Annotated in this window: 13 protein-coding genes and 1 tRNA gene; 4 read left to right on the top strand and 10 right to left on the bottom strand. The window is 68.0% G+C overall.

Annotated features, from left to right (window positions below; translation table 11 throughout):
• The first annotated feature begins 181 nt into the window (after window positions 1-181).
• From PX653_RS03560 to PX653_RS03550, 3 genes are all read left to right on the top strand, one after another.
• Window positions 182-1,864: an AMP-binding protein gene (locus PX653_RS03560; RefSeq protein WP_277416550.1), complete on the top strand. Its 1,683-nt coding sequence runs from the start codon at window positions 182-184 to the stop codon at window positions 1,862-1,864.
• Between the two features lie 92 nt (window positions 1,865-1,956).
• A complete protein-coding gene (locus PX653_RS03555) occupies window positions 1,957-3,198 on the top strand; it encodes a sensor histidine kinase (RefSeq protein WP_277416549.1) in 1,242 nt (413 codons plus the stop codon).
• Window positions 3,195-3,821, top strand: coding sequence for a response regulator (locus PX653_RS03550; protein ID WP_277416548.1), 627 nt, complete (start codon window positions 3,195-3,197; stop codon window positions 3,819-3,821). The genes PX653_RS03555 and PX653_RS03550 overlap by 4 nt, the downstream gene beginning before the upstream one ends.
• 30 nt (window positions 3,822-3,851) lie before the next feature.
• On the opposite strand, the gene PX653_RS03545 is transcribed toward PX653_RS03550, so the two are convergent.
• The 8 genes from PX653_RS03545 to PX653_RS03510 form a co-directional block, all read right to left on the bottom strand.
• On the bottom strand, window positions 3,852-4,412 hold the full coding sequence (locus tag PX653_RS03545; protein WP_277416547.1) for an outer membrane beta-barrel protein: 561 nt from the start codon (window positions 4,410-4,412) through the stop codon (window positions 3,852-3,854).
• A gap of 147 nt (window positions 4,413-4,559) precedes the next feature.
• Window positions 4,560-5,999, bottom strand: a complete 1,440-nt coding sequence (locus PX653_RS03540; RefSeq protein ID WP_277416546.1) for an esterase-like activity of phytase family protein — start codon at window positions 5,997-5,999, stop codon at window positions 4,560-4,562.
• Between the two features lie 79 nt (window positions 6,000-6,078).
• Window positions 6,079-6,471, bottom strand: coding sequence for a D-ribose pyranase (gene rbsD / locus PX653_RS03535; RefSeq protein WP_277416545.1), 393 nt, complete (start codon window positions 6,469-6,471; stop codon window positions 6,079-6,081).
• Complete coding sequence (rbsK, locus tag PX653_RS03530; RefSeq protein WP_277416544.1) at window positions 6,468-7,367, bottom strand: ribokinase; 900 nt, start codon at window positions 7,365-7,367, stop codon at window positions 6,468-6,470. Before rbsK ends, rbsD begins: the two co-directional genes overlap by 4 nt.
• Window positions 7,364-8,392, bottom strand: coding sequence for a LacI family DNA-binding transcriptional regulator (locus PX653_RS03525; RefSeq protein WP_277416543.1), 1,029 nt, complete (start codon window positions 8,390-8,392; stop codon window positions 7,364-7,366). The genes rbsK and PX653_RS03525 overlap by 4 nt, the downstream gene beginning before the upstream one ends.
• A gap of 16 nt (window positions 8,393-8,408) precedes the next feature.
• On the bottom strand, window positions 8,409-9,368 hold the full coding sequence (locus PX653_RS03520) for an ABC transporter permease (RefSeq protein ID WP_277416542.1): 960 nt from the start codon (window positions 9,366-9,368) through the stop codon (window positions 8,409-8,411).
• A gap of 20 nt (window positions 9,369-9,388) precedes the next feature.
• Window positions 9,389-10,939: a sugar ABC transporter ATP-binding protein gene (locus PX653_RS03515; RefSeq protein ID WP_277416541.1), complete on the bottom strand. Its 1,551-nt coding sequence runs from the start codon at window positions 10,937-10,939 to the stop codon at window positions 9,389-9,391.
• A 99-nt stretch (window positions 10,940-11,038) separates the two neighbouring features.
• Window positions 11,039-11,935, bottom strand: a complete 897-nt coding sequence (locus PX653_RS03510; protein WP_277418508.1) for a sugar ABC transporter substrate-binding protein — start codon at window positions 11,933-11,935, stop codon at window positions 11,039-11,041.
• A 752-nt stretch (window positions 11,936-12,687) separates the two neighbouring features.
• Between PX653_RS03510 and PX653_RS03505 the strand changes: the two genes are divergently transcribed.
• Window positions 12,688-13,656, top strand: coding sequence for a GNAT family N-acetyltransferase (locus tag PX653_RS03505; protein WP_277416540.1), 969 nt, complete (start codon window positions 12,688-12,690; stop codon window positions 13,654-13,656).
• Window positions 13,657-13,669: 13 nt separating this feature from the next.
• On the opposite strand, the gene PX653_RS03500 is transcribed toward PX653_RS03505, so the two are convergent.
• The gene (locus PX653_RS03500; RefSeq protein WP_277416539.1) at window positions 13,670-14,596 is read right to left on the bottom strand and encodes a sulfurtransferase; all 927 of its coding nucleotides are present in this window, start codon (window positions 14,594-14,596) and stop codon (window positions 13,670-13,672) included.
• 52 nt (window positions 14,597-14,648) lie between these two features.
• Window positions 14,649-14,724 (bottom strand) — tRNA-Gly (locus PX653_RS03495).
• Window positions 14,725-14,741: the final 17 nt, after the last annotated feature.

Raw genomic sequence — 14,741 nt, 5'->3', positions numbered from 1 at the left:
GTTTCAATTACGAAATCCAACGACGGCCGTTGCGATTCTTCATGCAAGCTTCACGTGAGAATTGCTGAGTTCCCAGGCCCAACCAGGCCCGCTTGGCCGACGGGTGCGTCGGTGCTAGGCTGGAGGCTGCTGAAACAATTCAGCAATAAATCATGCGTACGCAAAAAATACAGGAGACAGCATGCAACAAGCCAGTTATGTGCACGGCCCCCACGACGTGCCGCTGATCGGCGCCACCATCGGCCGTCACCTCGCCGACATCGCAGCAAGCCATGCCGACAATGAAGCGCTGGTCGTACCGCACCAGGGCATCCGCTGGACCTACCGCGACTTCGACTCTCGCGTCACGGCGCTGGCCGCCAACCTGCTGGAGCTCGGCCTGCGGCCGGGCGACCGGATCGGCATCTGGTCGCAGAACTGCGCCGAGTGGGTGCTGGTGCAGTTCGCCACCGCGCGCGCCGGCCTGGTCCTCGTCAACATCAATCCGGCCTACCGCCGGTCCGAGCTGGAATACGTGCTGGACAAGGTGCAGTGCAGCGCGCTGGTGCTGGCGCCCTCCTTCAAGTCGAGCGACTATATCGCCATGGTGCAGGACGTCGTTCCCGAGCTGCACCACGCGCCAGCGGGCGCACTGCGCGCCGCCAAGCTGCCGGCACTGCGCCACGTGATCCGCCTGGGCAGTGACGCCACGCCCGGCATGCGCAATTTCGACACGCTGCTGGCGGCGCCCGGCACGGCGCAACTGGAGCGCCTGCGCGCGCTGGACGACGTGCTGCAGTTCGACGATGCCGTCAACATCCAGTTCACGTCCGGCACGACAGGCGCGCCGAAGGGCGCCACGCTGACCCACCACAACATCCTGAACAACGGCTTCTTCGTGGGCGAAGCGATGCGCCTGACGCCACGGGACCGCCTGTGCATCCCGGTGCCGCTGTACCACTGCTTCGGCATGGTGCTGGGGAACCTGGCCTGCGTGACGCACGGCGCGACGATGGTGTTCCCGGGCGAAGGCTTCGAGCCGCAGGCGGTGCTGGCGACGGTGCAGGCGGAGCGCTGCACGGGCCTGCACGGCGTGCCGACGATGTTCATCGCGCTGCTGGACCATCCCGACTTCGGCCGCTACGACCTGGCCACGCTGCGCACCGGGATCATGGCCGGCTCGCCCTGCCCCGCCGAGGTGATGAGCCGCGTGATCGAGCGCATGCACATGAACGAGATCACCATTGCCTACGGCATGACGGAGACGTCGCCCGTCAGCTTCCAGAGTTCGGTGGACGATCCGGTGCCGCTGCGGGTGACGACGATCGGGCGCGTGCATCCGCACCTGGAAGTGAAGATCGTCGATGCGGACGGGCGCATCGTGCCGCGTGGCGCCACCGGCGAGCTGCTGACGCGCGGCTACTCCGTCATGCTGGGCTACTGGGGCGACGAGGACAAGACGCGCGAGGCGATCGACGCCGCCGGCTGGATGCACACCGGCGACCTCGCCGTGATCGACGCCGACGGCTTCGCGACCATCGTCGGGCGCTCGAAGGACATGGTGATCCGCGGCGGCGAGAACATCTACCCGCGCGAAGTGGAGGAATTCCTGTACCGCCACCCGAAGGTGCTGGACGTGCAATGCGTGGGCGTGCCGGACGAGAAGTACGGCGAGGAGCTGTGCGCGTGCATCGTCGTGCGGCCCGGCCACACGGTGGACGAAGCGGAGATCCGGGCCTTCTGCAATGGCCAGATCGCGCACTACAAGATCCCCCGCTACATCCGCTTCGTCGATGCGTTCCCGATGACCGTCACCGGCAAGATCCAGAAGTACCTGTTGCGCCAGCAGATGGCGGCGCAGGCGCAGGGTACACGCGAGGACTGAAGCATCGGTGACTTGGTTGCGCATGACTTCCGGCACTGTCAGGCGCGGCGCGGCCGGCATACAATGCCGTTCCGCCCACCACGCCACCCACGATGAGCCGCTCCCCGACCGACCCGCGCACCTGGCGCATCGCCCCCTGGACCATCGCCACCGCGACCGCCGCGCTGTTCGCGTTCCTGCACATCGCCGCCATCCTGGCCGCGGGCCCCGGCCAGACGCCGCTGCATAACCCCATCGGCCTGGCCGTCGTGACGGCCGTAGCGCCGCTGACGCACGGCGCCCCCGAGTCCACGCGCATCATGGCCCTGTTCCAGGTCTACACGGTGGCCAAGCTGCTGGCGGTGCTGGCGATGACGGCGGCGGTGGTCGCGGCCTGCCGGCCGCCAGCACGGCGCCGCAGGCTGGCGCTCGCGCTGCAACTGGCCTGCGTGACGGTGCTGGATGCGCTGCCCCTGCACCTGGTGCTGGCCGTGCAGCTGGCCATGCTGCTGCCCTGGCGCGCCGGGCTGGCCTGGCTGGCCGCGCAATATGCATTGGGCGTACTGGTCGACATTGCGCTCGTGCTGGACATGGCAAGCCGCGAACACGCGCCGCCGCAGTGGCAGTTGCTGGCCTACCTGACCGCCGAGCGCACCGTGCTGGCGGCGGCATTCCTGATGGGGCGCCTCGTGCAGCGCGAGCACCGCATGCGCGAGACGCTGGCGCATGCGCACGCGCAGGTCCTGGCCACGCAGGCCTTGCTGGGCGAGACGGTGCGCGGCGCGGAGCGGCAGCGCATCGCGCGCGACCTGCACGACAGCATTGGCCACCACCTGACGGCGCTGAACCTGCACCTGGACCTGGCCGCGCGCCAGGCCGGCACGCCGACACCAGCCCTGGCAACGGCGCGTGCCGTCAGCGCCGACCTGCTGGCGCAGGTGCGCAACGTGGTGTCGCACACCCGGCACGACCAGTCGATCGACCTGGGCGCCGCGCTGCATGCACTCTGCAGCGCCCTGCCGACGCTGCCGGCAACGCTGCATATCGATCCGGCCGCGGCCCGCCATCCGGCGCCGGTGGCCCATGCGCTGTACTGCTGCATCCAGGAGGCCGTGACGAACGCGCTGCGCCATGCGCAGGCCAGCCGGCTGACGGTGGAGCTGCTGCACGACGGTACCGGCACCGTGGCGCGCGTCACGGATGACGGCCAGCGCGGCCGCGGCATCGTCGAGGGCAATGGCCTGCGCGGCATGCGCGAACGGCTGGCGGAACTGGGCGGTGCCTTGCGTCTCGAAGCGGGCGCACCGGGCCTGGCGGTCGTGATGACGGTACCCGTCGACGGGAGCGCGGCATGATCCGCGTCGCGCTGCTGGACGACCAGACCCTCGTGCGCAGCGGCATCCGCGGCCTGCTTGACCTGACGGACGACATCCGCGTCGTCGCCGAGGGCGCGGACGGCCTCGATGCCGCGCGCCTGCTGGCGCAGCATGCGGTGGATGTGCTGCTGCTCGATGCGCGCATGCCCGGCTGCGGCGGCATCGAGCTGCTGCGCGCCCCGCCCGTGCCGCTGCCGCCGACGATCGTGCTGACCACGTTCGACGACGACGCCGCGCTGTTCGACGCGATGCAGGCGGGGGCGCGCGGCTTCCTGCTGAAGGACATCTCGCTGGAGCGGCTGGCCGACGGCATCCGCGCGGTGGCGGCCGGGCAGACGCTGTTCCGGCCCGCGCTGACGGAACGCACGCGCGCGTCGTTCCGGCGCGCCCAGCCGGGCGAAGCGCCGGCGGCCACGCTGACGGCGCGGGAAACGGAGATCCTGGCGCTGATGGCGGCCGGATTGTCGAACGGGGAGATCGCGGGGCACCTGGGCTCCAGCGAAGGCACCGTCAAGAATCACGTGTCGAGCGTGCTGGCCAAGCTGGGCGTGCACGACCGAGTACGCGCGGTCTTGCGGGGCATCGAGCTCGAACTGATCTGATGCCCCGCCGGGTGGATCGGTAGTCGAAGATCAGTAGTCGAAGCGCAGGCCCAGTTGCAGCAGGTTGTGCGAGATGTGCGAGCGGCGCGTGGACACCTTGCCGTAGCTGGCCACCTCCGCGGTGGCCGCCACGTGCGGCGTGAATGCGTACTCGACGCCCAACGCCACCATCGGCCTGACCTTGTGCGCTTTGTCGGTCGCGCTGCCGGTCTCCGTCACCTCCAGCGTATTGCGCGCCACGCCGGCCTTGGCATACCACGCCACGGATTGCGTCAGCGGCCGGCGCCAGCGCGCCGCCACATAGGTCGCGGCCGATTCGCCCGACGAGGCGCGACCGGCGTGGGCAAAGTCGGCGTCCATCAGGCGCGCATGGCCGCCTTCGATGGCCCAGTCGTCCGATATCTTCCAGCCCGCATGGACGATCAATGGCGACTTGCGGTCCGACGGGCCGACCGAGACGCCGGTGACGGGGTCCTGCCAGTGTTGCGAACCGCGATTGCCGATGGCGATGCCGCCGTAGGCTTGCGCCAGCGCGGCCGTGGACGAGAGGGTGAGTGCGAGCGCGAGTGCGCCCTTCGCGAAGCGATGCATGATGTCCTTTGACGTTGGCGGCGGCCGGACCATCCGGCCGCCAGCTGCGCCAGTGTAGGGACGCCATGCATGCGGCGCATGTGCCATTCGTCATGGGTGGGTTGTCGGCTGACGTCGGAGCAACCCCTGGTCCCGGACCGGGCCGCCCTACTGCACGTTCAGCGGCACGGGCAGGCGCACCAGGATGAACTCGTCGTCGTCCGGACGGTTGCGCTTCCTCGAGCCGGAGCCGCCCGGGTAGTTGTTGTCGTTGACGAGCAGCAGCGTGGAGCGGTCGACGATGCGCACCGCTTCCACGCACTCCATCGGGAACGTGAAGACGCCGTCGATGGTGGCCGCGCCGCCCAGCTTGCGCGGGTCGGCGATCCGCATCAGGTCCACCACCAGCTCCTTGACGAGGTAGCCGTTGGCATCGACCTTGTTCAAGTCGATCTTGTAGACCCGTTTGACCCGTGCCGCGACGCGTTCCGCGCCGCTGGCCGGGAAGCCGGCGCGCGCATCGCCCGCGCCGCGATCCTTCTCGACGACGAGGAACTCGTGGTCGTTAATGGCCGTCATGTCGTTGACGCTGAAGATCTCCGGCACCGTCGCGCCGGCGGCGTTGACATAGGTGCCGGCGCCCACGCGGTACGAGTAGGCGGTCGGCAGGTAGGCATTGGTGGCGATGTCGAACACGTTCAGGACGCGGCGCTGCGGGTCGGTATCGCCGGTGACGTCCTTTTCCAGCAGCGTGTAGATGCGCGTGCGCGCCGGATTGATCGTCATGCTTTCGAAGCCGCCGGAATTGGGCAGGTTGGGCGCGGCCGTGCCCAGGGTCGGATTGCTGGGCGACTGGATCAACGGGTTGCTGCCCAGTTTCAAGGTGTTCGGCAGCGGCACGGCCTTGGCCAGCACCTTGCCGGTGCGGTCGGTCTTGACGAGGAACGGGCCGAACTCGTCGCCGAACCAGAAGTTGCCGTCGCCATCCACCACCATCGACTCCAGGTCGAGGTCGCCGCCCGTCAGCAGGCGGCCAGCCTTGATCGCCGGGTCCACCGGCAACGTCGCGCCGGATTGCGTGGTGCCCGGATAGGTGGCGGCGTCGGCCACGATGGCGAAGCCCAGCTTGCGGTCCGGGTCGCGCAGGCGCATGTAGCTGCCGCCGTCGAAGCCGGCCAGGCTGTCGCAGTTGGCGAAGTTCGCCGGTGCGACCTTGCCCGACACCCAGTCCGGCTTCATCGCGTACATGTGCAGCAGCGCGTTGGGCGACGCCGGCTTGCTGCCGAAGCCATTGTCCTGCATGACGTAGAAGCAGCCGGCGGCCGGGCCGTTCGCCAGCGCGGAGAAGCCCTGCATCGGCTGCTTGTTGGCGAACGGCAGTGTGTATCCGTACGTGGCGGTGGCGCTGGTGTAGTCGGCACCGCTGATGTAGTTGCCGCTGGTGGGACCGTCCACGTAGGAGTCGGCGGGCAGGCTGGCGAAGCCGATCAGGGTGGGCACCGAAACCGGCTCGGCACCGGCGGGGCCATCGCCGCCGCAGGCGGCAAGCGCCATGGCGACAGCGGCGGAGAGGATGGTGGACAGTGTGCGCAGGGTGGTCTGTTGCATGGTCGCTGTAGGTTGTTCACGGACCGTGCAGTCTAGGGTCGAGGCATGACGGCCTGATGACAGCGGCCCTCTTCCCCGATCAGAACACCACGCCAGCCACCAGGATGATGTTGGCGTACGGCGTGCATTCGCCGGTGCGCACGACGGCGCGCGCCTTGGCGGTGAGCCGCTTGAACTCGTCATGCGGCACGCTGCTGCGACCTGGCAGGTCAAGCGCGCCGACAGCCGCGGCAATCGCCATGTTCTTGTCCGCCAGCTCGTCGGCCAGCACGTGGCGTTCCACCTGCATCTCGGCCAGCACCGTGGTCAAGGTCTGCATGAAGCGCGGCACGCCATGCGTCAGCGCCAGGTCGATCACCGGCACGCCGGGCGGCACCGGCAGGCCGGCATCGCCGATGACGACCATGTCGCCATGGCCCAGCGAGGCGATCAGTTGCGACAGCGCGATGTTGAGGACGGGGCCTTTTTTCATGTAGGTGCCAGCTCGTTCAGGTAGGGAATGGAAGTCTGGGCGCCGTGGCGCGTGACGCCGATGGCGGCGGCGCGCTGGCCCAGGTCGATGGCGCTGGCCGGATCGGCGCCGGCTGCCAGCGCGGCCACGAAACCGCCGATGAACGTGTCGCCCGCGGCGGTCGTATCGACCGCCGCGACGGCGCGCGCCGGGAAGTCGCGGCTGCCATCGGCCAGCGCGGCATGCACGCCCTTGGCACCGAGCGTGACCAGTACGTTGCGGCAGCCGGCGGCGCGCAGCGCGGCGGCGGTCGTGGCATGATCGTCCGCCGCGATATCGGCGCCAAGCAGCATGGCGGCCTCGATCTCGTTCGGCACCAGGTAGTCGACCTGGGCCAGCACGCCTGCCGGCAGGCTGGCTGCCGGGGCGGGATTGAGCACCACCGTCTTGCCCAGGCCGTGCGCCACGGCGATGGCATGCCGTACCGTGTCCAGCGGTGTTTCCAGCTGCAGCACGACGATGCTGGCGCGCGCGATCAGCGGCAGCGCGGCATCGATCAGGGCGGGTGTCAGCAGGTCGTTGGCGCCGCCGGCGATGACGATGCTGTTCTGGCCGTTCGCGTCCACCAGGATCGAGGCGACGCCGGTCGCCACGCCCGGCAGCGCGGAGACGTGGCTGACGTCGATGCCGTCCGCCGCGAGGGCCGCGCGCAACGTCGCGCCGAAGGCGTCGTCGCCGACGCAGCCGACCATCGCCACCTGGGTGCGGCCAAGGCGCGCACAGGCCACGGCCTGGTTGGCGCCCTTGCCGCCGGGGATGGTGCGAAAGGCCCCGCCGGTCAGCGTTTCGCCTGGCAGGGGCATGCGCGGCACGCGCAGGACGAGGTCCATGTTGATGCTGCCGATGACGACGATCATGACGAAGTTCCTGGTGAAGTGATGGATGACGGATGCGCGCCAGCGACGCTCGACCCGCGCACGTTCAGCACGGGCGCGATGCGGCGGCGCTGCGGCGGGCGGTCCGGCTGGGCGATCCGGTCGAGCAGGCAGGCCGCCGTGATATTGCCCAGCGCCCGCGTGCCCTGCGCCACGCTGCTCAGGGGCGGGTGGACGAACTGGGCCAGGTCGATATCGTCGAAGCCGACCACCGCCAGCTCGCCCGGCACCGCGATGCCCAGTTCGGCGGCGGCGCGCAACGCGCCGATCGCCATCATGTCGTTGCAGCAGAACAGCGCGTCGGGACGCTGCGCCGCCGGCCGCGCCAGCAGGCGCAGCGCGGCCGCGTAACCGCCGGCGCTGCTGAAGTCCGCGGTCTCGCACAAGTCGTCAGCCAGCGCGCCGGACAGCGCAACGCGCAAGCCGGCGATACGCTGCTCGGAAACCTCCAGTTCGCGCGGGCCGCCAATACAGCCGATGCGCCGGCGTCCCAGCGCCAGCAGGTGTTGCCCGGCCAGCTCGCCGCCCGCCATGTTGTCGATGCCGACGACGTCGTACTCCAGCCCTTCCGGCGCGCGGTCGAGAAATACGGCCGGCACGCGCCGCTGGCGCAGCAGCTGGCTGTCCGTCTGGGCCAGCGCGGCCAGGATCAGGCCATCGCAACGTTTCGTCAGCAGCACGTTCAGGTAGTCGCGCTGCTTGGCCGGGTCGTCGTCGGAATTGCACAGGATGACGCTGTACCCGGCCGCGTAACAGGTGTCCTCGATGCCGCGCGCCACCTCGGAGAAGTACGGGTTGGTGTTGTTGGGGATGATCATCCCGATGGTGCCCGTGGTCTGGCTGCGCAGCGAGCGCGCCAGCGCGCTGGGCACGTAATGCAGCGCGGCGGCGGCGGCCAGCACGCGCTCGCGCGCGGCCGGGCTGACGGGCCGGGTGTCATTGAGCACGTGGGAGACGGTGGTGTACGACACCCCCGCCGCCAGCGCCACTTCCTTGATCGTTGCCATGGCCAGCGATCCTCGGTCAGGCCCGTTCGCCGCGGCGGCGGTAGGTGTCGAGCACCACGGCGGCGACGATCACCAGGCCCGTGACGATGCGCTTCATCGGCTCGCTCACGCCGATCTGCGCCAGGCCCGCCTCCAGCACCGAGATGATCAGCACGCCGATGAAGGTGGCGTAGACGGAGCCGCGTCCGCCCATCAGGCTGGTCCCGCCGATAACGACGGCGGCGATCACCTGCAGCTCCATGCCGACGCCGCCGTTCGGATCGGCCGCCTCCAGGCGCGACACCTGGAACAGCGCACCCAGGCCGGACAGGAGGCCCATCAACACGAACACCAGCACCTTGGCCGGCCGCGGATTGATGCCGGACAGGCGCACCGCCTCCTCGTTGGTGCCGATGCCGATCCACTGGCGGCCCAGCACGGTCTTGGTCAGCACCAGCTGGCCGATGACGGTCACCGCGATGGCCGTCAGGAAGGCCGGCGACATACCGAGGACGATCGGCGCGCTGATGCCGTCGACAGCGCTGCCGATGTACTCGGTGCGCGAATCGGTGACCTGGTACGCCGCTCCGCGCGCCATCTCCAGCACGCCCAGCGAGACGATGAACGACGGGATGCGCCAGTGCACCGAGATCGTGCCCGTGAGCAGGCCGCACAGCGCGCCCACCAGCAGGCCCAGCAGGCTGCTGAGGTAAACCGGCCAGCCCCAGCGCACGGTCGCCATCGACAGGAACGACGCGGCCAGCGCCATCACGGAGCCGACCGACAAGTCGATACCGCCGACGATCAGGATGAACGTCATGCCGACCGCCATCACGAGCAGGGTCGGGATGTCGTTGGCCAGGGTGCCGAGGGTGGAAAGCGTGAAGAAGTTCTCGCTCAGGGTCGAGAACAGGCAGCACATCAGCACCAGCGCGCCGATCAGGCCCGCGTAGTTCTTCAGGTCGGCCATGCCGCGTTGCAGATAGGTAGTAGGCATATGTGGTTCTCCGTGGCGGTTCAGGCCGCGGCTGTGGAAGGATCGGAAGAAGGATGCGTCAGGTAGCTGCTGAAGGCCGCTTCCAGCAGCTGGTCCGGGCTCCAGGCGCCGCGCTCGAAGGTGCCGGCGATGCGGCCGGCGCTCATCACGGCGATGCGGTCGCAGATGAGCATCAGCTCGCGCAGGTCACTGGAGACGATCACCAGCCCCTTGCCCTGGCGCGCCAGGTCGGCGAGCACGTTGTAGATGTCGAACTTGGCACCGATGTCGATGCCGCGCGTGGGCTCGTCGAACAGCATCACCGGGCAGTCGCGGTGCAGCCAGCGCGCGATCACCACTTTCTGCTGGTTGCCGCCGGACAGTTCGCTGACGGACTGCCGGCCGTCGCGCGAGCGCACCCGCAGCTTGCCGATGTAGTCGTCGGCCAGCGCATGTTCGGCGCCATGGTCGATCCAGCCGGCCGTGCTGACGGTGCCCAGCGTGGCCAAGGTCGTATTGACGGCGATGGACTGGCGCAGCAGCAGCCCCTGCCCCTTGCGATCCTCGGTCACCATGGCGATGCCGGCGCGGACGGCGGCACCGGGCGAATCGATGCGGGCCGGCTTCTCGCTCGCACCGACGAACACTTCCCCGCTGTCGGCCAGGTCGGCACCGAAGACCAGGCGCAGCAGCTCGGTGCGACCCGACCCGACCAGCCCGGCGACGCCGAGGATTTCGCCGGCGCGCAGGTCGAACGACGTGGGGTGGACGACTCCCGTGCGGCCAAGGTCGCGCACGCGCAGCAGCGGCGCACCCAGCGTGCGCCCGGACAGGTCGATCTCGGCATCGGCCGCGCGGCCCACCATCAGGCGGACCAGGTCGGCGCTGCTGTAGTTGGCGATAGCGTCGTCGCACACCAGGCTGCCGTCGCGCAGCACGGCGATGCGGTCCGCGACGCGCTTCAGTTCCTCCAGCCGGTGCGAGATATACACGATCGCCACGCCGGCCGCCTTCAGCCGCGCCACCTGTTCGAACAGCAGCTCGACCTCGCGATGGGTCAGCATCGCGGTCGGCTCGTCCAGGATCAGCAGGCGGCATTCGCCGATCAGGTTGCGCGCGATCTCGATCATCTGCTGGTGGCCGATACCCAGTTCGCCGACGAGCTTCCACGGATCGATGTCGGCCAGGCCGACGCGGGCCATCTGGGCGCGGGCATCGCGCTCGAGCCGGCGGCGGTCGATCCAGCCGAAGCGGTGCGGCAGCTGGTTCAGGTAGAGGTTTTCGGCCACCGAAAGGGTCGGAACCAGGTTCAGCTCCTGCATCACCATGCGGATGCCGAGCGCTTCGGCTTCGGTGCGCGAAGCGGGCCGGTAGGGCTGGCCGTCCAGCAGCATGGCGCCGGCAGTGGCCGGCTCCAGGCCGCAGATGATCTTCGACAGCGTGCTCTTGCCGGCGCCGTTCTCGCCGGTCAGCGCCAGCACTTCGCCGCCGCGCACCGGCAGCGATACGTCGCGCAGCACCGGCTCGACATAGGTCTTGCCGATGCCGGACAGCGTCAGCAGCGCGGCACTCGCGCTTGGGTCTCGGGTCATTGGAATTCTCGCAGCAGGTAGGAATGAGGGACGCGCCAGCCCAGGAGGACGGCGCGGTTTCCCGCCCGCCCTGCCTGGTGGTTCAGCTTACTTGCTGTCTCACTTGCTGTCCTTGGTGACCAGAGCAACCTTGGTCTCGACCATGCCGCCCAGGGTGGCCTGGGTCTTCTTCTCGGCCAGCGCCTTCAGCACGGCTTCGATGCCGAACACGGCCTGCTGCGAGCCGAACTGGTCGACGGTCGCCAGCACGCGGCCGTCGGCCAGCATCGGCTTGATGGCGTTGATATTGTCGTAGCCGATCACCTTCACCTTGCCCAGCTTGCCGGCCGCCTTGATGGCGGAGACGGCGCCGATGGCCATGTTGTCGTTCCCGCACAGCAGCGCGGTGATGTTCGGATGCGCGTTCAGCATCGCGGCCGCGACGGTGTTGCCCGGCGCGATTTCCCACTGGCCGGACTGCACGCCGACCACCTTGGCGCCGGCGGCCTTCATCGCGTCCTGGAAGCCCAGGGTGCGCTGCTGCGCGTTGTACGTCGTCGAGACGCCTTCGATGATGCCGACCTGGTCGCCCGCCTTGATCTGCTTGGCGAGGAAGTCGCCGGCCAGCTTGGCGCCCTTGCGGTTGTCGGGACCGACGAACGGCACCGTGATGCCTTTTTCCTTCAGCGCCGCGTCGTCGAGCTTGTTGTCGATATTGACGACGAGGATGCCGGCATTGACCGCCTTCTTGAGGACCGGTACCAGAGCCTTCGAATCGGCCGGCGCGATCACCAGCGCGTTGACCTTCGAGACGATCATCTGTTCGACCAGCTTGATCTGGGCCGACGTATCCGTTTCGTCCTTGATGCCGTTGGCCAGCAGGTCATATTTGGCGGCGTTGGCTTTCTGGTGCGCCTTGGCGCCGTTTTCCATCGTCAGGAAGAACTCGTTGGCGAGCGACTTCATCACCAGAGCCACCTTGGGCTTGGCGGCGGTCTGCGCCGAAGCTGGCGCCATCGGCAGGGCGCAGGCGATGACGGCGGCGGCGATCAGTTTCAGGCGGGTGCGGGTGGTGTTCAAGGTCGGTCTCCTGTATGCAAGCACGTCGGGAGGTGCTTGTCGGGTGTTTAGGGGCAAAAGTGCGTGCGCAAACGTTTGCGGATGAATGATAGTGCACGTTTTGACAATTGAAAAGGAGTTTCCGCCGACCTTTCTAGCAACACGAGCGTTGCGAAGCGGTGCTCGACGCCTGGCGTGCATGGTGGCCGCAAACCGGCGGTCGACGCAGGGACTCGTGGCGACGGGCCGTTACTACCGGCCAGCGGGGGCCGTGCTAACCAATGAGGCGGCCAACGGACCGATAATGTTACACAACTGAATCTCTCAGCCATGCTTTGACGGGCCTGCGCTATCGGCCAACCTGGCAGTCGATCAGGCTGTGCGGGATGCGTGGGCCGACCTCATGCCAGGATGGAATAAACTCGCTTCGCAGCTCGGTCTGCTGCGCCAAACGCGACAAGACGAAACTGATCGCCCTGCATACCACTCCGGTAATGCAAGCTGCTCGGCATTTGTACCGGCGCGCCGGTATTGAGGTGGTGCGCCAGCTACCCGACATATTCGGCGTCCCTTATGTGTTGATGACCAGGCAGCTGGATGAAGCGACTCCGGCAATGGAATTGCAAAGTTGAGGCGAACACGTCTGTAATGAATGGGATGCGGGACTTGCCGAACGTGGGCCCGGCCTTGCAAACACTTTTACGATATCGATGACCAATGCTCTTCAACGTGACCCGGCAAAGGCAATGCCCCGTATGAACCTCGGTTCAGTGACCTATTCGGTAGAGACAGGCGTAACGATCGACGAATTCCGCGCCGTATTGAACGGCTCGGGCCTGGGCGCGCGCCGTCCGGTCGACGACGCGGAACGACTGGGGGCGATGCTTGCCAATGCAAACCTGATCGTCACCGCACGAATCGATGGCGAATTGGTTGGCATTGCTCGCGCAATGACCGACTTCTCGTTCAGCTGCTACCTGTCCGACCTGGCCGTGATCGATACCGTCAAGGGACGTGGAATTGGCAAGGCACTGATCGATATGCTACGGCGACACCTTGGTCCCACTGTCAATCTGATCCTGAGTGCGGTACCCGAGGCAGTACCGTTCTACGAGCGTATCGGCATGGCAGCGCTGCACGACTGTTTCTGGTATCGGCGCGAACGCTGGATTCGCGTGCCAAGAGGCCGGGCAAGCCTCTTAGCGCGATGGCCCCTGTGCGCTATTGCCCAAGGGGGCGCCAGCCGCGAACACGGCATATCGCGCGGAGCGCGGCGGCGCAAGTCCGATCGTACGGGACGTCACCGGGATTTCGCTATCCATGAGCAGCTCTTCGATCCGTCCGGTCACTGTCGCGACGTCCTTCTCGGTGGCACCGCCTTCGAACTGGATCTCGACGCCGACGTAACCGGGGCCCGCGGTGCCGTCGATCGCCGTGACGCCACCCAGCATCATCAGGCCACCTTCCACCGGCCTGAGCAATGCCTGCACCAGGCGTTCGGGAGATTGTTCACTCACGAGGAAACGAACCGCCACCACCTCGGCCTGCGGCCGATCCGCGGACGCACCCGCACTCGCCGTGAGCAGTGCCGCCGCCAGGGCAATCGCTGCAAGATGTCGCATCGAATACCTCCTTTTCGGTTGTGTGCCCGCTCTGGATCGAAACCGCGCCCAGCCTGATTGCGCTACGAATTCATTGTACTCCAGGCTCACCGGGGCATTGCAGTCGTGGCGGTGGCACGCTGCGAGGCGATTCCTCCGCAAGCAGCGGGATACTTGGCTCATGCATGCTGCTCCATTCGAACCAACCGCCGTCATACACGCAGATCCGCGGCCACCCCAGCAGCCAGGCGTAGTAGAACGCCAGCGAGGCGCGCCAGCCGGTGCCGCAGTAGAACGCGGTGCGCCAGCCGCGGTGGATGCCCTGCTCGCGCCACATGGCTTCGATCGACTCGCCAGGCAGCATGCAGCCCTCCGGATCGTGGTAGTCGCTCATGCTGTTGACGTCGCCCTCGCGCCCCGCCCTGCCCCAGCGGGCGCCGGGGATGTCGCCGCGCGCGGCGATGTAGCTGTAGCCGGAGGTTACACCCGTGTGCTCGCTCCACGTGCGGATGCTGGCCAGCACGGCGTCGTCGCGGGCCAGCAGTGCGCGTGCCTGCACGGTGTCGACCAGGTAGTCCGGGCGGCCCGGGAATGGCGCACCGAATGAGACCGCAGGCGCCGACGCCGCGCCCGTGCCGGCGGCAACCGGATAGCCCTCGGCACACCAGCGCGCAAAGCCCCCGTCGAGCAGCCGGACATCGCGCACGCCCGCGTACAGCATCAGGTGTGCCGCCCGGGCGGCGGCCAGCGTGCTGCGGCCATACAGCAGGACCGTGGTGTCGTGGCGGATGCCCAGGCGGAGCAGTATGTCGAGCAAGGCGGCGTCCGCGACCTTGTTGAACAGCGGCGGCACTTCCAGCGCGGCGGTGTCGAGATACAGGGCGCCGGGGATGTGGGCGACGCTGTATTGCACATGCGTGCCGCAGCCCACCTCGACCAGGCGCGCGCCCGCGTCCGCCTGAACCGCCAGGTCGGCGGGGGTCAGCAGGCGGGAGTGCGGCTCATGGCGTGCGTTCACGGTACGTCCGAATGCAAAAAAGGGCAGCCACATCGGCTGCCCTTCTTCAATATGGAGCGGGAGAAGAGTCTCGAACTCTCGACCTCAACCTTGGCAAGGTTGCGCTCTACCAACTGAGCTACTCCCGCATGGAGCTTGTTACTGC

This window comes from Pseudoduganella chitinolytica (assembly GCF_029028125.1).
Classification (GTDB): Bacteria; Pseudomonadota; Gammaproteobacteria; order Burkholderiales; family Burkholderiaceae_D; genus Rugamonas; species Rugamonas chitinolytica.
The sequence above is the reverse complement of the archived record's forward strand: the minus strand, read 5'-3'. Positions and strand labels throughout refer to the sequence as shown.